Raw genomic sequence first — 17,538 nt, forward strand, 5'->3', positions numbered from 1 at the left:
TTCAGGAGAAAACCATGTCTTTGTTCATCGACTTCCACGCGATACAAGCCGTTCCGCCCGCCAACATCAATCGGGACGAGGACGGCAGCCCCAAATCCACTGTGTTCGGCGGCACCCGGCGGGCCCGCGTATCTAGCCAAGCGTGGAAGCGAGCCATGCGCCACGACTTCGCCGACCACCTCGACGAGTCAGCGCTCGGTGTCCGCACCTTGCGGATGGTCGACCAGATCGTCGAACGTATGGCGGCTTTGGTTCCCGGGCTCGACAGGAAGGAAGCTGAACAGCGAGCCACTGAGGTACTGAAGGCGACCGGAATCAAAGTCGATCCCGTGAAGCCACGCAAGGGCGACGAAGACCAGTCCGAATACATGAAGACCGGAGCACTTCTGTTCCTCAGCAACCCGCAGATCGACGCACTGGCCGCCCTCGCTGTCAACGACGCCGAGAAGATCGACAAGAAGGCGGCCAAACTCGTTCTAACCAGAGGCAATTCGATCGATCTCGCACTGTTCGGCCGGATGATCGCTGACGCCCCCGACTTGAACGTCGACGCTGCGGCGCAGGTCGCGCACGCGATCGGCACGCACACCGTCGTGCCCGAGTTCGACTATTTCACCGCCGTCGACGACAAGCAGTCGGACGATAACGCCGGCGCGGGCATGATCGGCACGGTCGAGTTCAATACGGCAACCTTGTACCGCTACGCGACCGTCAACGTGTCGCTGCTCGAGAAAAATCTCGGAGACGCAGAGGCGACGGCCCGTGGTGTGGAGGCGTTCGCGACGTCGTTCATCGGCTCTATGCCGACGGGTAAGCGAAACACGTTCGCCAACAAGACGCTTCCGTCGTTCATTCTCGCGACGGTCCGGACCGACCAGCCGATCAACTTCGCGGCGGCGTTCGAGGAAGCTGTCGAGCCGACCAAGGGGCTGACTGCGATGTCGATCGACGCGTTAATCGACGAGGCGAACTCCGTGTACACAAAATTCGATGCGACACCCGACTCGTCGTACGCGGTGTGCACGAAGACGGTGACGAAACTCGCAGGCTTCGCCGACTCTATGAATGTCACCGAACTCGTGACAGCTCTCGGCGACGAGACTCGCAATCGAGTCGGAGGCGGGCAGTGAGCACCCTGCTCATCGATCTCTCCGCTCCGCACCAGTCGTGGGGCGACTCGAGTCGGTTCACTCAACGTCAGACCCGCTCGGAGCCGACGAAGAGCGGCGTGGTCGGGCTTCTCGCTGCAGCACTGGGCCGTCGGCGGACCGATCCGATCGAAGACCTCGCAGCCCTCACGTTCGGCGTCCGCACTGACCAGGCTGGGCACCTCGAACGCGACTTCCAGACCGAGATCGACTGGCGTACCCGCAAGGCGAAATCGTTGACGAACAGGTACTACCTGGCCGATGCGAAGTTCGTTGCCGCCGTGGGTGGGCCTCGTGAGCTATTGGAAGGTGTCGCCGAAGCACTCCGGACACCGACCTTTCCGTTGTATCTCGGGCGGCGGGCTTTCCCTCCTGCCGGACCGGTTTTCGGCCGAATCGTCGATGTCACAGTCGCGGACGCATTGCGCGGCGCCGAGTGGATTGCGAGCGTGCGGCACCGTCGACTGCAGGGCGCTTCTGTCCGACTCCCGATAGTGCGTGATGCCGGAGACCGAGAGCTCGCCGCGGAGACGATTCGCGATCTGCCGATCAGCTTCGATCCCGAGCACCGTCAGTATGAGTGGCGAGATGTCGTCCACGAAGTTGTCGAAGTGGACAATCCAGACTCCAGGCGTCCGCAATCGCACAAGGACTGGCTCGCGGCACTGGGAGGCAGCTGATGTACATGTCGCGTATCGCGCTCAACCGGCGGAGTCGGGGCGGGATGAGACTGCTCGGCAACCGGCATGCGATGCATGCCGCGGTCATGTCGGCGTTCCCGCCGGGAACAACCACCGAGTCGGCCGACGGTCGCGTCTTGTGGCGGATCGACCGACACGGGGAGGCAGTGGAACTGCTGATTGTCAGCCCTGCTGAACCGTGTCTCGCACACATCAATGATCAGGCCGGATGGTCGACCGGTTCGGCTTGGGCTACAAGGGATTACACACAGTTTCTCGCGTCGTTGAGTGACGGCCAAGAGTATGTTTTCCGGCTCTCCGCGAACCCGACCCACCGCGCGACGGTTGGGCCGCAAAGCCGCAAGCAGATTGTCGGACATGTGACCGCCGACTTCCAACGGCAATGGTTCACTGATCGCACCGAGCCAAACGGGTTTCGCATCACTTCGAGCGTCGGCGACGACATCGACGAACATCGCAGCGAGCTTGTTCTCACTGAGCGGGACACTGCGGTGTTCCGCCGCGGATCGGGTCGGGTCACACTGGTCACTGCGACGTACGAAGGGCGCCTACAGGTGTCCGACACTGATCTGCTCCGTCGCGCGTTGACGCATGGGATCGGCCGGGCTAAAGGGTACGGGTGCGGATTGCTCACCCTGTTGCCGGTGTCGTGACATGAAGGAGATACCGGGCGTCCGGCCCGCTCGTCCGAGTGAACTGGTGCGCGTGCAGGACCGCCTCTCCTTCGTCTATGTCGAACGGGCGACGATCGGGCGCGACGACAGTGCGATCACCGCGACCGACGGTGCCGGGGTGATTCATATTCCGGCGGCCTCGCTCGGAGCGTTGCTTTTAGGGCCGGGGACGCGTGTCACTCACCAGGCGATGCTGCTTTTGGCCGACAGCGGGTCGACGGCGGTGTGGGTCGGGGAGCGAGGTGTCCGTTATTACGCGCACGGCAGACCGCTCGGCCGGACGTCGCGGCTCCTTGATGCACAGGCCCGCGCGGTGTCGAACTCGCGGGCACGGGTAGCCGTCGCGAGGGCCATGTATGAGATGCGATTCCCTGGCGAGGATGTCGCCGACTGTTCGATGCAGCAATTGCGCGGGCGGGAGGGTGCGCGGGTGCGTGGCCTATATCGCGAGCACTCTGCTCGCACCGGGATCGAGTGGAATCGTCGAGACTACGATCCGAACGACTTCGCCGGATCCGACGTCGTCAATCAAGCTCTGTCGGCTGCGCATTCCTGCCTGTACGGCGTCGTCCATTCCGTTGTCGTCGCCCTCGGATGCAGTCCGGGGCTAGGCTTCGTCCACACCGGACACGATCGGTCCTTCGTGTACGACGTCGCTGATCTGTACAAGGCTGACATCACCATTCCGGTCGCGTTCGACGTCGCCGAGACGATCGAGCGGGAGGATTTGCCCGACGACGATGTCGGCGGCATCACCCGTCGCGCAGTGCGGGACGCGGTGAAGTCGGGCGCAATTCTGACGCGCTGTGTGCGCGACATTTACCACCTTCTCGTTCCTGACGACCAGCGCAGCGAAACCGACGAGGACTACGCGGATGTGATCGAACTGTGGGACGACAAGCAGGGCAATGTGGTCGGCGGGACCAACTTCGCCCCTGACGATGTGGAAGTCCCGTGGTAGTCGTCGTTCTGACGAATTGCCCAGCAAAGCTGCGAGGGCATCTGACTCGTTGGCTCCTCGAAGTCAGTGCCGGAGTGTATGTCGGCCATGTGCCGGCACGAGTTCGCGACCGACTGTGGACCCAGATCGTCGAGTACGTTGATCACGGCAAGGCGATCATGATCCATAACAGCGACGGCGAGCAACGGCTCGCGTTCAAGGTTCATCGGCACGAGTGGGAGACTCTGATGCGCCGGCCAAGCGACAACGCGACAACGCGCGGCCGTGTCAAGAAGGGGTGGAGCGCAGCTGCGCAGCGCCGAAAACGCAGGAGGTGACCAATCACCGCTGACGTCCAAGCTTCCAGTCGCCAACGGCGAATTCCGTCGTAGACAGAAGGCAAAGTCATCCTAGAATCGCCTTCACACTAGTATTTGACCAGGTCAAGAAGTGTGCTCCCCGCGCGAGCGGGGATGGCCCCGCTGCAGCACTCGGCAGCGGGTATCGCCAAGGGTGCTCCCCGCGCGAGCGGGGATGGCCCCGCTGCCGCCGACATCTACGACCGACTCACGCAGTGCTCCCCGCGCGAGCGGGGATGGCCCCCTGGTAGCCGGCACCGGGGACGACGGCCGATGGTGCTCCCCGCGCGAGCGGGGATGGCCCCTCGAGCAGCCCCTCGTGAGGGCCGGGGATCAGGTGCTCCCCGCGCGAGCGGGGATGGCCCGATGTCGTCGACCGCGGCGGTGTAGACGGCCAGGTGCTCCCCGCGCGAGCGGGGATGGCCCCCATCTGCGGAAGAAGCCGGGACGCAAGGTCGTGTGCTCCCCGCGCGAGCGGGGATGGCCCCACGAAGCCCGCGAGGACTTCGCTACCGTCAGTGTGCTCCCCGCGCAAGCGGGGATGGCCCCAGGCAACCCCGACGCATTACTGAGTCGCGGACGTGCTCCCCGCGCGAGCGGGGATGGCCCCGGTGCAGCTGGGCCATACGACGGCGTGATCACGTGCTCCCCGCGCGAGCGGGGATGGCCCTCAGGAACTCTGGCCGTGGCTCGCTGATCAGGTGTGCTCCCCGCGCGAGCGGGGATGGCCCTATGTGCAACTACGCAAAGCGATCCCCGGCGAAGTGCTCCCCGCGCGAGCGGGGATGGCCCCGTGCCGCCGGTAGGTCTGCCGGATACGTCCCAGTGCTCCCCGCGCGAGCGGGGATGGCCCTGAGCACCGCGACCGATGAGACCCAGGTACGCGGTGCTCCCCGCGCGAGCGGGGATGGCCCCCTGGCTCCGTCTAACACCGCTGCAAACGCAAGGTGCTCCCCGCGCGAGCGGGGATGGCCCCTCGCGGACGTTGCTGTAGTTGGCGTTGTCCAGGTGCTCCCCGCGCGAGCGGGGATGGCCCCGCGAGACGCAACTCGCGCGTGGCGTCGGTGGGGTGCTCCCCGCGCGAGCGGGGATGGCCCCCACCGGCCCCCGATGACGCCCCGGACTGCGTAGTGCTCCCCGCGCGAGCGGGGATGGCCCCGCGCCGCCCTGGTTGACGTCCTCCTGCATTGCGTGCTCCCCGCGCGAGCGGGGATGGCCCCATCTTCTTGCGACCACTATCGGGCGACGACGGGTGCTCCCCGCGCGAGCGGGGATGGCCCCAGCACCTGCGGGGTCGACGACTGTGCGCGGGCGTGCTCCCCGCGCGAGCGGGGATGGCCCCTCAGCGCTGCTGGCGAACCCGCTGACATGGATGTGCTCCCCGCGCGAGCGGGGATGGCCCGCATTTGTCGACGCATCTCGCGGGCGCGCACGGGTGCTCCCCGCGCGAGCGGGGATGGCCCGCGTCGGCTCTCGTGCCGACGCTACGGGCAAGGTGCTCCCCGCGCGAGCGGGGATGGCCCTCGCTCGCGCCGATCCGCGCGAATACCCGCCTGGTGCTCCCCGCGCGAGCGGGGATGGCCCCCACTCAGGTCCCTTCTGGGCGGAGGGTAGCCCGTGCTCCCCGCGCGAGCGGGGATGGCCCCGCTTCCAGTCGCGCGGCAAGATGGTTGAGAGAGTGCTCCCCGCGCGAGCGGGGATGGCCCCGTCGGGTTGACGCGTGCGCCGCGCTTGACGATGTGCTCCCCGCGCGAGCGGGGATGGCCCAAGGATGATGTGACATGGATCACATTGGGATGGGTGCTCCCCGCGCGAGCGGGGATGGCCCCGACTGCATGCCCGTCCGCATGTTCGTCAGGCCGTGCTCCCCGCGCGAGCGGGGATGGCCCGTGGCTCCAGGATCGGCTCACCCTCACGGATCGGTGCTCCCCGCGCGAGCGGGGATGGCCCCTAGCCTCGGTGGATATACCCGCCGCCAACGTCGTGCTCCCCGCGCGAGCGGGGATGGCCCGCTCATGCTCGTCACGTCCGCATACACCCCCGAGTGCTCCCCGCGCGAGCGGGGATGGCCCGGTTGTCAACCTTAAGAACGGCCAGACTCGGGCGTGCTCCCCGCGCGAGCGGGGATGGCCCCCGCCCGATGTGTTTAAATCTCGCGCGGCCCTGGTGCTCCCCGCGCGAGCGGGGATGGCCCCAAAGGTCTGGTAGCCATAGAACCTATCGCCACGTGCTCCCCGCGCGAGCGGGGATGGCCCCTGGAAACACACACGAATAGGAATGGCACAATGGTGCTCCCCGCGCGAGCGGGGATGGCCCCGCGATTAAGGCCGTCGCCTCGGCCGTGTGGACGTGCTCCCCGCGCGAGCGGGGATGGCCCCTATCACGCTTGAGCGTGGCGTGGACATTCCGTGTGCTCCCCGCGCGAGCGGGGATGGCCCCCGCCGTCAGCGAATCGGGTCAACCCGTCAGCGGTGCTCCCCGCGCGAGCGGGGATGGCCCCGACTCGAGATCCTGCCCGTCGTTGCCCGCGTAGTGCTCCCCGCGCGAGCGGGGATGGCCCCCAATCCGACCTCAACGTGATCGACGAGGGCTGGTGCTCCCCGCGCGAGCGGGGATGGCCCCAAGGAAATGCCTGACCAAAACCATGCAACCTAGTGCTCCCCGCGCGAGCGGGGATGGCCCCGGGTCCGACCAGTAGGCGACCGGATGGCCGACGTGCTCCCCGCGCGAGCGGGGATGGCCCGCCGAAGTGAAACAGATCGAAGGTGCAGCATGAGGTGCTCCCCGCGCGAGCGGGGATGGCCCCGCCTCCCAGGTGCCGTCGTAGAGTCCGAGTCGGTGCTCCCCGCGCGAGCGGGGATGGCCCTGAGTTGGTGTCGACGATCCGGTTGGTGTGCGAGGTGCTCCCCGCGCGAGCGGGGATGGCCCCGAGGATCCGGTTCGGACCGGAGCAACAATCAAGTGCTCCCCGCGCGAGCGGGGATGGCCCCGTCTTCTCCTTGGCGGTCGGCAGTCGGGGTGGGTGCTCCCCGCGCGAGCGGGGATGGCCCGATCTGCTGCAGCGCGGCGATCCCGTTCGCGTTGTGCTCCCCGCGCGAGCGGGGATGGCCCTACTGGGGCGCACGGCGGTAACCCCGTCGCAAAGCAGCGGGCCCGACCAACCGTTCTGAGGTTGGTCGGGCCGCTGTTTGCGCCTGGCTCAGTTCGTCGCCATCAGCGGCGGGTAGCCGGGAGGCAGCAGCGGATTCACGAAATGGGCAAACGAGTTCATGCCGTCGAGTACTGCAGACCACCACGGCTGAGTTCCAAGCCATGCGCCGAGCTGAGTAAGTGGGTCCTGGACCATTTGTGAGGTACCTCCGATTTGTTTGATATTACGTCCGGTACGTCGCCAGCGGATGAACCGCCGTTACATTGCCGCACATGAGATTTGTTGAGTGCTCCCCGCGCGAGCGGGGATGGTCCCCTCACAGCACCGGTCACCCTGTTCAAGCCCTGGTGCTCCCCGCGCGAGCTGGGATGGCCCTGGGGTTGGGTCGACGTCGCCGGATGGGACGGGGTGCTCCCCGCGCGAGCGGGGATGGCCCTATCCAGCACAACCAGGAGAATGTGTCCTAGGTGCTCCGGCAGACGCGACGGCATCGAGCGAAGCCGATCAACAAATCTCATGTGCGGCAATGTAACGGCGGTTCATCCGCTGGCGAAGTACCGGACGTAAAGGAACAAAACGAAGGTTACTCGCATGATTCTTGATCCTGTCGCCCAGTTCTCGGTCTGGCTCAACTCCCAGCCGTGGTCAGACCAGTTCAACACCGTGTGGCAAGGCATCGGCGACGTGCTGCGGTTCTTAAACAAAGCCTAAGACTCCCGAGACGCAACAGCGGCCCGACCAGCCTAGTCAGGTTGGTCGCCGCAACGTAACGGCGGTTCATCCGCCGGCGAAGTGCACCACGAAACATCACAAACGGGACGGAACCCTACCAAATGATCATCGACCCCATCGGGCTCATCGGCACTTGGATCAACTCGATTCCGGGCTTGCCACACGCGATCAGCGACATCACTGCGTTCTTGAACTCGATCGCGTACTAATTGACACAGCACGGTGCCCCCGCCACGTCTTTTGGTGTGGCGGGGCGTCGTCGTTTCTGGGTTGGACTTTCGGGCGCCCCCGCAGTTCAGGTGAAATGCCGAGTGCTCGATCGCGGTCTTGCCGCCCAACACCTTCTTGACGCCGTAGTCAGTGTGCGGGGTGCCGAATCGGTTCACCGCATCGCCGGTGTTCCACGCCTTCAGTGCGAAATTGATCGGGTTGGTCGCGTCGTCCGCGATCTCACGGTTGGTGAGCGCGAGGCCAATCGCTGCGGCCCAGCCGAGCGGGTCGGTCAGGCTCATGTCCTTGACCGGTTCGTAGCCTGCGGTGCGGTGCGGTGCTCTTCGCGCGTGCGGGATGGCCCCGCCCTGCTCGATCCCCGCGATTCCTTCTCTGTGTGATCCACAACTACGATGTCCAGGTGACCAACGCCTCCACCACCGCCCGACCGTGGGCGCTCTCGCTCACCGACCTGACGCAGGCCGCCGTGTTCGCAGCGCTCATCGCCGTGCTCGGCCTGCCGGGTCAGATCAACCTGTCCGCGGGCGTCCCCATCACGCTGCAAAGCTTGGGCGTCATGCTGGCAGGCGCAGTCCTCGGTCCGAAGAAGGGCACGCTCGCCGTCGTCATCTTCATGGTCCTGGCGATCGCAGGCCTGCCGATCCTGTCGGGCGGGCGCACCGGGCTCGTCTCGTTGAGTGCGCCGACCGCCGGATTCTTTATCGGCTTCCTCCCCGCCGTCATCGTGATCGGCGTGCTCACGGCGATGATGATGCCCAAGTACAACATCGTTCTCGGCATCGTCATCAACCTCATCGGCGGCATGGCCGTGCTCTACGCATGCGGCACCATCGGCTTCATGATCAAGGCCGACATGACCGTCGGCGCGGCACTCGCCACCAACGGCTCATTCGTCATCGGTGACCTGATCAAAGCCGTCGTCGCCGCCCTCATCGCCGCACCCGTCCACCGCGGGCGACCCGGGCTCATCAACCCGCTGCGTTTCCGCAAACATGCATGACACGTCGATCATTTTCGACGACGTCGCCCACAGTTTCGGCGACCGTCGCGTCCTGCACGACATCGCCCTAGAACTGACACAGCGGCGGATCGGCATCGTCGGCGCCAACGGCTCAGGGAAGTCGACGTTGGCCCGCATGATCAACGGCTTGATCATCCCCGACCGCGGTGCCGTCACCGTCAACGGACTCGACGTCCGCAAAAACAAGCGCGCCGTCCGACGCGACGTCGGCTTCATCTTCAGCGACCCCGACCGACAGATCATCATGCCGACCGTCGCCGAAGACATCGAACTGTCGCTGTCCCGGACCATCAAAGACAAGACCGAACGGAAGACCCGAGCGCTCTCGGTGCTGTCGGAGTTCGGGCTCGACGGACACGCCGACCAGCCCGCACACCAACTGTCCGGCGGGCAGAAACAGTTGCTGGCATTGGCGTCAGTAATGGTTCTCGGACCGTCGATCCTCGTCGCCGACGAACCGACCACGATGCTCGACCTGCGAAACTCGCTGATGCTGCGCGAGACATTCGCCGGCCTGAGCGAACAGTTGGTCGTCCTGTCGCACGACCTGGAGTTCCTCACCGACTACGACCGCGTGCTCGTCATCGACGACGGCCGAGTCGTCGCCGATGACGAACCCGGCCCGGCGTTGGCGTTCTACCGGCGGGCCATGGCGTGATCGGCGTCTACGTCCCCGGACGATCCGTGCTTCACCGACTGCCCGCCGGCCTCAAGTTTCTCCTGCTCGCAGCATCGATCATCACCATGACATTCGTCGTCCGCACACCGATGGCGGCCGGAATCGCCGTCGGGGCGGCGCTCGTATCGTTCGCACTCGCCTGGTTGCCGATCCGGCTGGTGTGGGCGCAGATACGCGGCGTCGTCTGGATTCTCCTCGCACTTTTCGTCCTGCAATGGATCCTGTCCGACTGGCGCAACGCCCTCGTCGTCTGTTCCATTCTCCTCGCCTCCGTCTGCCTGGCCGCCGTCGTCACCCTCACCACCCGGACCGCCGACATGTTGGCCGCGCTCACCTGGGCGATGTCGCCACTCGCACGAGTCGGCGTCCGCACCGACCTCATCGCCATGACATTCGCGCTGACCATCCGCAGCATCCCGCTCATCGCCGAAGTGTTCAACCAGGTCGACGAAGCGCGCCGCGCACGCGGTCTACGACCGGGACCACGCGTCCTATTCGCGCCCGCAATCCTCGCGACCTTGGACACCGCCGACGGATTCGCCGAGACATTGGCGGCACGCGGGTTGGACTAGTGGGGTCACGGCTGCACGGGACCGACAGACAGGATTAGACTAAATGACGGCTGTCTGATCAGCCAACGGACCGACGATCACGAGGAGGACACGGTGGACCACAGCCGTCGCCTGTCCCTCGCTCTCTTCGCACACACGGTTCACCTGCTCACCGACCACTGTCGGTAGAGCGCCCGGCCTCCAGCAATGCCCCGTCGACTCATCGACGTGTCACGCCCGGCGCTCACAAGCCCCTCAACTCCCGCGAGATCCCCTTCTCGCCACCCCGTCATCAGTTCCTCAGCAACTTAGGAGTTGCCATGTCTGCCAACGTATTCGACGATGCAACCGCCCTCATCGGCCGCACCCCGCTAGTCCGCCTCAACCGCATCACCGACGGTGCCGAGGCCACCGTCCTCGCCAAGCTCGAGTACTACAACCCCACCAATTCAGTGAAGGACCGCATCGGCGTCGCCATCATCGACGCCGCCGAGGCATCCGGTGAACTCCCCGCAGGCGGCACCGTCGTCGAAGCCACCAGCGGCAATACCGGAATCGCCCTCGCCATGGTCGGCGCGGCCCGCGGGTACAACGTCGTCCTGACAATGCCCGAATCGATGTCGAAAGAACGTCGCGCACTGCTCCGCGCCTTCGGAGCCGAACTCATCTTGACCCCGCCCGCAGAAGGCATGGCCGGTGCCGTCAACGCCGCCGAGAAGGTCGCCGCCGAGCGTCCCGGCGCCGTCCTCGCCCGCCAGTTCGCCAACCCGGCCAACGCCGAAATCCACCGCAAGACCACCGCCGAAGAGATCTGGGCCGACACCGACGGCGGCGTCGACGCCGTGGTCTCCGGCATCGGAACCGGTGGCACCATCACCGGCATCGGCCAGGTCATCAAGTCCCGCAAGCCCGAAGTGAAGATCTTCGCTGTCGAGCCTGAAGAGTCGCCGATCCTCAACGGCGGCAAGCCCGGCCCCCACAAGATCCAGGGCCTCGGCGCCAACTTCGTCCCCGACGTCCTCGACCGTGACGTCTACGACGAAGTCATCGACATCAACATCGACGAGTCGCTCAAGTGGGCGCGTCGCGCCGCAACCGAAGAAGGGCTACTCGTCGGCATCTCCTCCGGCGCCGCGCTGTCCGCCGCAGTGCAGGTCGCCAAGCGCCCCGAGTTCGCCGGCAAGACCATCGTCGTGATCCTCCCCGACTTCGGCGAGCGCTACCTGTCTACCGCTCTCTTCGAAGGCCTGGTCGACTGATGTCCTCACTGTCCCGCCTCCTGAGCGACCTGCGCGAAGACCTGCTCGTCGCTCAGGAGCGGGATCCCGCAGCGCGCTCGATCATCGAGATCGCGCTCGCGTACCCCGGTGTCCACGCACTCTGGATCCATCGAGTGTCACACCGGATGTGGAACGCAGGCGGTCTGCTCCGCCTGCCCGCACGGCTGCTCTCCCAGTTCGCCCGGTTCATCACCGGCATCGAGATCCACCCCGCCGCCACCATCGGACGACGCATGTTCATCGACCACGGGATGGGCGTCGTCATCGGCGAAACCACCGTGATCGGTGAAGACGTCGTCATGTTCCACGGCTCCACCCTCGGCGGAGTCAGCATGAACAAAGGCAAACGCCACCCCACCGTCGGCGACCGAGTCCTCATCGGCGCCGGTGCCAAAGTGCTCGGCCCGATCGTCCTCGGCGACGATGCCAAAGTCGGTGCCAACGCTGTCGTGGTGCGCGACGTCGAAGCCGGACACGTCGCCGTCGGCCTCGCCGCGACGTCCAAGCCCGGAGCATCGACGACCGATCCGTACGCCGATCCGGCCCTCTACATCTGAGGCCGGGCACAACTCTCCCGTATATGGACACCGAACCGCGGATTCGGCGGTTTACGGCCAATATTGTGAGAGTTGTGCCCGACTAACCCTGATTCAGCGACACTGCGGCACGAATCAACTCGACGAATGCGTCGTCGGCGAGCACGTCGCTCTCTTTCACGTCCACCGCGCGCCGCGTCCCGGCAGTGAGACTCGCGTTGAACACCTTCGCCGGATCGGGCAGCGACGCACCCTTCGCGAACGTCACCTTCACCTTGTCCCGGTACGTCTCGACCGTGCAGATCAGGCCGCCGCACGAGAACGTCGGCACTCCATCGGGATTCGACGGCTTACGCCACTTGACCTCTTCGACGACGTCCGGTTCGGCCCGCCGGATCAACGATGCGATGTGGTCTACGCGCTGTTCACGCCACTCTCCGCTCACTCGGCCAATATAGGTGAGCGCCAACCTGGTTGACTGCTAAAGGTACGACAACCGAAGGGGATCCGAGTGAAGGTCTAGGCTTTCGTCACCGGAGTGATCGACAAGCGAAGCGCACCGGGAGCCCCCTCCGGCACGACCGGCGAGTTCGGAGCGATCGGGTCGAGTCGACGGTAGTCGACGCCCTGGGCCGGGCGCGCGTCCTCCTCACCTTTGTTCGGCCAGAACGACATTGCGCGCTCGGCCTGCGCCGAGATCGACAGCGACGGGTTGACGCCGAGGTTCGCCGTGATGGCGGCACCGTCGGTGATGTGGAGCGTCGGATAGTTCCACACCCGGTGGTACGGGTCGATGACACCAGTGGCCGGATCATCGGAGATCACACATCCACCGAGGTAGTGGGCGGTGAGCGGCATGTTGGCGATATCGCCCCACGTACCGCCGGCCAGACCGCCCGGCAGTTTGTCGGCGAGGCGCCGGGTCGCCTCGTTGCCCTCCGGGATCCACGTCGGGTTCGGCTCGCCGATGCCCTGCCTGCTCGTCACGTATTTGAACGGGCCGCGCTTGCGCACGAACGTCGTGAGCGAGTTGTTGTTGTTCTGCATGACGAGAGCGATGACGGTCCGCTGACTCCACTTCCGGACGAACAGCAGACGCACCAGCCCGAACGGATCTTTCACGATCTGTTTCACCAACTGACCGAAGCGATTCGCGATGCTGCCGCCGTCGGTGAGCATCGTCTGCAGGTAAGCCATCGCGTTACTGCCCTTGCCGTAGCGGACCGGCTCGATGTGCGTGTTCGACGTCGGATGGAATGACGACGTAATCGCCACGCCTTCCGAGAAGTCACGACTCGCGTCGTACGACTTCGCCTGCGCACCGAGGATCGATTCCGAGTTGGTGCGTGTCAGGACGCCCATCGCGTCCGAGACGTCCGGCAGCGTGGACTGCTTCGCGCGGTGCATGATCTTCTGCGTGTTGAAGGTGCCCGCGGCGACGATCACCTGGCCAGCCGTGAACTGGCGACGGCGCGCCCCGAACGGCCCCCACGACGACGAACCGTGCGTCGACACGACCCACGACTCGTCCGGGCGCCGTTCCAGACGGTCGACGGTGGTCCGGTCGATGATCGTCGCACCGTTCCGCTCGGCGAGCCCGAGGTAGTTCTTAAGCAGTGTGTTCTTCGCTCCGACACGGCATCCGGTCATGCAGGCGCCGCATTCAGTGCAGGCGGTGCGTTCGGGGCCCGCTCCCCCGAAGTACGGATCGGCGACCCGTTCGCCGGGCGCCCCGTCTCCGCCGGTCTTCGCCCCGAAGAAGACGCCGACCGGTGTCGGACCGAAGGTGTCGCCGACGCCCATATCGTCGGCCACTTCTTTCATGATGCGGTCCGAGTTCGTGACGGTCGGATTCGTGACGACCCCCAGCATGCGCCGGGCCTGCTCGTAGTGCGGGGTGAGCTCGGCTTCCCAGTCGGTGACGTGATTCCACTGCGGGTCGGTGAAGAACGGTGTCGGCGGCTTGTACAGCGTGTTCGCGTAGTTCAGCGAACCGCCGCCGACGCCCGCGCCGGCCAGGATCATCACGTCTTTGAGAATGTGCACCCGCTGGATGCCCATCAGGCCAAGCTTCGGCGCCCACACGAACTTGTTGAGCCGCCAGCTCGTCTTGGCGAACTGATCGTCCTCGAACCGTCGACCGGCCTCAATCACGCCGACGCGGTAGCCCTTCTCGACCAGCCGCAGCGCACTGACGCTGCCGCCGAAGCCGGACCCGATGATGAGAACGTCGAAATCAGTCTGCTCCATAAGCGAACATACTAATGACGATTGTCACAGTCGCGATAGTAAGTATGGGCTAAGTCGAGACCTCAGCCGCGGACTGACAGGCCGACCTTCTGGAATTCCTTGAGGTCGGAGTAGCCCGCCTTCGCCATCGAACGGCGGAGGCCGCCGACGAAGTTCAGGAGACCGTCCGGGTCGTCGGACGGACCGTTGAGGACGACGTCGAGCGACGCACGCTCAGACTCTTCGGCAACCTGGAGCAGCGCTCCACGCGGAGTGCTCGGATGCGCGGCAGCCGACGGCCAGTACCAGCCGCGCCCCGGGGCCGACGCGGCAGACGCCAGCGGCGTACCGAGCACGGCAGCGTCTGCGCCACAGGCGATCGCCTTCGCGAGATCGCCCGACATGTGGATGTCGCCGTCGGCGATAACGTGGACGTAGCGCCCGCCCGTCTCGTCGAGGTAGTCACGGCGAGCAGCGGCGGCGTCGGCGATCGCGGTCGCCATCGGGACACCGATTCCGAGCACCTCACCGGTAGTCGTCGCGCCTTCGGCCGAACCGTAGCCGACGATGACACCTGCCGCACCCGTCCGCATCAAATGCAGGGCGGTGCGGTGGTCGTGGACGGCTCCCGCGATCACCGGGATGTCGAGATCGGAGATGAAGGTCTTCAAGTTCAACGGCTCGGCGACGAGACCGTCGTCCGAACCGCGGTCCACCAGGATGACATGCTCGGCCGAGATGATCGTGCCGTGGACGACAAGCAGTTCCGCGCCTGCGGCGATGATGCCCGGCGCCAGATCGGGAGCGTTCTGCGGGCTGACCCGCACCGCCGTCGTCACGCCCGCATCACGGACCTGTCGAACGACCTGAGCCAACAGGTCCGGGTTGACCGGCGCCGCATGCAACTTCTGCAGGTGCCGGACGGCTGCCGCAGGATCCGGATCGTTCTCGGCGATGTCGACGAGTTCAGCGATCTTCTCATCGGGGTTCTCGTGGCGGGCCCACAGCCCTTCCCCGTTGAGTACGCCGAGCGCACCGAGACGCCCCATTTCGATGACTGACTCCGGCGAGCCGAGAGCATCTGTCGGGTGGTTCAGGATCGGCGACTCGAACCGGTAGGCGTCGATCTGCCACGCGGTCGACACATTCTTCGACGACCTCGTCCGACGGGACGGGACGATCGAGATGTCTTCCAACTCATAGGTACGACGAGCCGTCCGGCCCATGCCGAACTCGACGAGGTCACGCAACTTTGCGCCCTTTCTTAGGGAATTGATCACGCCGTCGACAAGTGCCGAACAGCGAACGGAGTCGGGCCACCGGCCGGTCGGCTAACGCGTGTAGTAGTTCGGCGCTTCGGCCGTCAGAGTGATGTCGTGCGGGTGCGACTCTTTGAGCCCGGCCGCCGTGATCTGCACGAACTGAGCGTCCTGCAGTTCCTCGATCGTCGTCGCCCCGGTGTAGCCCATCGCGGCGCGAAGCCCGCCGTCGAGCTGGTGGATCACCTGACTGAGCGGTCCGCGGAACGGGACGCGTCCTTCGATGCCCTCGGGAACCAACTTGTCTTCGGCGAGCACGTCATCCTGGAAGTAGCGGTCCTTCGAGTACGACTTGCCCTGGCCGCGACCCTGCATCGCACCGAGTGAACCCATGCCGCGGTAGCTCTTGAACTGTTTGCCGTTCACCAAGATCAGCTCTCCCGGCGACTCTGCGGTACCGGCCAGCAGCGAACCGAGCATCGCGGTCGACGCGCCTGCGGCGAGCGCCTTCGCGACATCACCGGAGTACTGAAGGCCTCCGTCGGCGATCACCGGGACACCGGCGGGCTTCGCGGCCGCAGTCGCTTCGAGGATCGCGGTGATCTGCGGAGCGCCGACACCGGCGACCACACGCGTCGTGCAGATCGAGCCCGGGCCGACACCGACCTTGACCGCGTCCACACCGGCGTCGATCAACGCCTGCGCGCCCTCACGCGTGGCGATGTTGCCGCCGACCAACTGCACGCGGCCACCGAACTCGGCCTTCAACTTCGCGATCATCTCCAGCACGCCCCGCGAATGGCCGTGCGCACTGTCGACGACCAGCACGTCGACGCCCGCGTCGGCGAGGGCCATCGCCCGCGAACGCGCTTCGTCGCCTGCACCGACAGCCGCGCCGACCAGCAGGCGACCGTCGTGGTCTTTCGTGGCGTACGGGTGCTGCTCGGTCTTCACGAAGTCTTTGACCGTGATCAGACCGGTGAGGCGACCCGCACCGTCCACGATCGGCAACTTCTCAATCTTGTGGCGACGCAGCAGACCGAGGGCGGCCTCCGCGGAGACGCCCTCCTGCGCGGTGATCAGCGGAGCCTTCGTCATCACCTCGGAGACCGGACGGTTTTGGTCGACCTCGAACCGCATGTCGCGGTTCGTGATGATGCCGACCAGATCGCCTGCCGCGTCGACGACGGGCAGACCCGAGATCCGATAGCGTGCACACTTCGCGTCGACCTCGGCGAGCGTGTCCGTCGGCAGCGCGGTGACCGGGTTGGTCACCATGCCGGCCTCCGACCGCTTGACGGTCTCGACGGCTGCGGCTTGCGCCTCGATCGACAGGTTGCGGTGCAGGACGCCCATTCCGCCTGCCCGGGCCATGGCGATCGCCATGCGAGCTTCGGTCACAGTGTCCATTGCGGATGAGACGAGGGGCACGCGAAGGGTGATCTCGCGAGTCAGCTTCGACTCGGTACTCACAGCGTTCGGGACGATGTCCGACGCAGCCGGCAACAGCAGCACATCGTCGAAAGTCAGGCCCAACATCGCAACTTTGCTCGGGTTGTCTCCACCAGTGCTCACGCGCGTCATCTGACCATCGTACCGAGTATCAGATGATGCAGCATTCGGGGTCTTTCATCGGCTACGGTGGAGACGTGCATGACCAATTTCCCGGACTTCCGCCGGACCCGTTCGCCGATGATCCGAGCGACCCTGCAGCGGCGCTCGAGGAACTCGATCCGGGCATTCCGTTGGACGACGGGGAACGCGAAGCCGTCCAAGAGGATCTGGCCGACCTCGACGTGTACGAGCGTCTACTCGCGCCCCGCGGAATCCTCGGCCTCGTCGTGGTCTGCGAAGACTGCCGCGAAGACCACTTCCACGACTGGGACATGCTTCGCGCCAACCTGAATCAACTCCTGCGTGACGGCAGCGTCCGACCGCACGAGCCCGCTGTGGACCCGCATCCCGAGGATTACGTCACGTGGGACTACTGCCGCGGCTACGCCGACGCAGTGTTCCGCTACAACGAACCCCGGCTGTAGACCTCGCA

Annotated in this window: 17 protein-coding genes and 1 CRISPR repeat array; of the genes, 11 read left to right on the forward strand and 6 right to left on the reverse strand. The window is 65.7% G+C overall.

Annotated features, from left to right (window positions below):
* The first annotated feature begins 14 nt into the window (after positions 1-14).
* From cas7e to cas2e, 5 genes are read left to right on the forward strand one after another with little or no spacing between them, the layout of a single operon-like run.
* Positions 15-1,130: a type I-E CRISPR-associated protein Cas7/Cse4/CasC gene (gene cas7e / locus MP11Mi_RS01745; protein ID WP_420040608.1), complete on the forward strand. Its 1,116-nt coding sequence runs from the start codon at positions 15-17 to the stop codon at positions 1,128-1,130.
* Entirely contained in the window at positions 1,127-1,828 is a 702-nt protein-coding gene (cas5e, locus tag MP11Mi_RS01750; protein WP_420040609.1) for a type I-E CRISPR-associated protein Cas5/CasD, read from the forward strand. Before cas7e ends, cas5e begins: the two co-directional genes overlap by 4 nt.
* Positions 1,828-2,502, forward strand: coding sequence for a type I-E CRISPR-associated protein Cas6/Cse3/CasE (cas6e, locus tag MP11Mi_RS01755; protein WP_420040610.1), 675 nt, complete (start codon positions 1,828-1,830; stop codon positions 2,500-2,502). Before cas5e ends, cas6e begins: the two co-directional genes overlap by 1 nt.
* A 1-nt stretch (position 2,503) precedes the next feature.
* Positions 2,504-3,484, forward strand: coding sequence for a type I-E CRISPR-associated endonuclease Cas1e (gene cas1e / locus MP11Mi_RS01760; protein ID WP_420040611.1), 981 nt, complete (start codon positions 2,504-2,506; stop codon positions 3,482-3,484).
* A complete protein-coding gene (cas2e, locus tag MP11Mi_RS01765; protein WP_420040612.1) occupies positions 3,478-3,801 on the forward strand; it encodes a type I-E CRISPR-associated endoribonuclease Cas2e in 324 nt (107 codons plus the stop codon). The genes cas1e and cas2e overlap by 7 nt, the downstream gene beginning before the upstream one ends.
* Before the next feature lie 114 nt (positions 3,802-3,915).
* Positions 3,916-6,934: direct repeats of the CRISPR family, unit length 29 nt; unit sequence GTGCTCCCCGCGCGAGCGGGGATGGCCCC.
* 87 nt (positions 6,935-7,021) lie between these two features.
* Here cas2e and MP11Mi_RS01770 read toward each other — a convergent pair.
* Both MP11Mi_RS01770 and MP11Mi_RS01775 read right to left on the reverse strand, forming a co-directional pair.
* A complete protein-coding gene (locus MP11Mi_RS01770) occupies positions 7,022-7,168 on the reverse strand; it encodes a hypothetical protein (protein ID WP_420040613.1) in 147 nt (48 codons plus the stop codon).
* Positions 7,169-7,716: 548 nt separating this feature from the next.
* Positions 7,717-8,217 (reverse strand): hypothetical protein, encoded by a 501-nt coding sequence (locus MP11Mi_RS01775; protein ID WP_420040614.1) that lies wholly within the window; start codon positions 8,215-8,217, stop codon positions 7,717-7,719.
* Between the two features lie 119 nt (positions 8,218-8,336).
* On the opposite strand from MP11Mi_RS01775, the gene MP11Mi_RS01780 reads away from it, so the two are divergent.
* The 5 genes from MP11Mi_RS01780 to epsC all read left to right on the forward strand — a co-directional run bounded on the left by MP11Mi_RS01780 (position 8,337) and on the right by epsC (position 12,024).
* Positions 8,337-8,936, forward strand: coding sequence for a biotin transporter BioY (locus MP11Mi_RS01780; protein WP_420040615.1), 600 nt, complete (start codon positions 8,337-8,339; stop codon positions 8,934-8,936).
* Positions 8,929-9,615 carry an energy-coupling factor ABC transporter ATP-binding protein gene (locus tag MP11Mi_RS01785; RefSeq protein ID WP_420040616.1) on the forward strand — a complete coding sequence of 229 codons (687 nt, stop codon included), beginning with the start codon at positions 8,929-8,931 and terminating at the stop codon, positions 9,613-9,615. The genes MP11Mi_RS01780 and MP11Mi_RS01785 overlap by 8 nt, the downstream gene beginning before the upstream one ends.
* Complete coding sequence (locus MP11Mi_RS01790; RefSeq protein ID WP_420040617.1) at positions 9,612-10,208, forward strand: energy-coupling factor transporter transmembrane component T family protein; 597 nt, start codon at positions 9,612-9,614, stop codon at positions 10,206-10,208. The genes MP11Mi_RS01785 and MP11Mi_RS01790 overlap by 4 nt, the downstream gene beginning before the upstream one ends.
* A 299-nt stretch (positions 10,209-10,507) precedes the next feature.
* Positions 10,508-11,446 (forward strand): cysteine synthase A, encoded by a 939-nt coding sequence (gene cysK / locus MP11Mi_RS01795; RefSeq protein ID WP_420040618.1) that lies wholly within the window; start codon positions 10,508-10,510, stop codon positions 11,444-11,446.
* Positions 11,446-12,024, forward strand: a complete 579-nt coding sequence (gene epsC / locus MP11Mi_RS01800) for a serine O-acetyltransferase EpsC (RefSeq protein ID WP_420040619.1) — start codon at positions 11,446-11,448, stop codon at positions 12,022-12,024. Before cysK ends, epsC begins: the two co-directional genes overlap by 1 nt.
* Positions 12,025-12,106: 82 nt before the next feature.
* On the opposite strand, the gene MP11Mi_RS01805 is transcribed toward epsC, so the two are convergent.
* The 4 genes from MP11Mi_RS01805 to guaB form a co-directional block, all read right to left on the reverse strand.
* Complete coding sequence (locus MP11Mi_RS01805) at positions 12,107-12,448, reverse strand: DUF1801 domain-containing protein (RefSeq protein ID WP_420040620.1); 342 nt, start codon at positions 12,446-12,448, stop codon at positions 12,107-12,109.
* A 74-nt stretch (positions 12,449-12,522) separates the two neighbouring features.
* Positions 12,523-14,253 (reverse strand): GMC family oxidoreductase, encoded by a 1,731-nt coding sequence (locus tag MP11Mi_RS01810; protein WP_420040621.1) that lies wholly within the window; start codon positions 14,251-14,253, stop codon positions 12,523-12,525.
* Positions 14,254-14,315: 62 nt separating this feature from the next.
* The gene (locus tag MP11Mi_RS01815) at positions 14,316-15,482 is read right to left on the reverse strand and encodes a GuaB3 family IMP dehydrogenase-related protein (RefSeq protein WP_420040622.1); all 1,167 of its coding nucleotides are present in this window, start codon (positions 15,480-15,482) and stop codon (positions 14,316-14,318) included.
* A gap of 81 nt (positions 15,483-15,563) precedes the next feature.
* Positions 15,564-17,075 carry an IMP dehydrogenase gene (gene guaB, locus MP11Mi_RS01820; RefSeq protein WP_420040623.1) on the reverse strand — a complete coding sequence of 504 codons (1,512 nt, stop codon included), beginning with the start codon at positions 17,073-17,075 and terminating at the stop codon, positions 15,564-15,566.
* Positions 17,076-17,101: 26 nt separating this feature from the next.
* On the opposite strand from guaB, the gene MP11Mi_RS01825 reads away from it, so the two are divergent.
* On the forward strand, positions 17,102-17,530 hold the full coding sequence (locus MP11Mi_RS01825) for a DUF5319 domain-containing protein (RefSeq protein WP_420041979.1): 429 nt from the start codon (positions 17,102-17,104) through the stop codon (positions 17,528-17,530).
* Positions 17,531-17,538: the final 8 nt, after the last annotated feature.

Origin of the sequence: Gordonia abscondita, assembly GCF_032711245.1 — a bacterium.
GTDB lineage: Bacteria > Actinomycetota > Actinomycetes > Mycobacteriales > Mycobacteriaceae > Gordonia.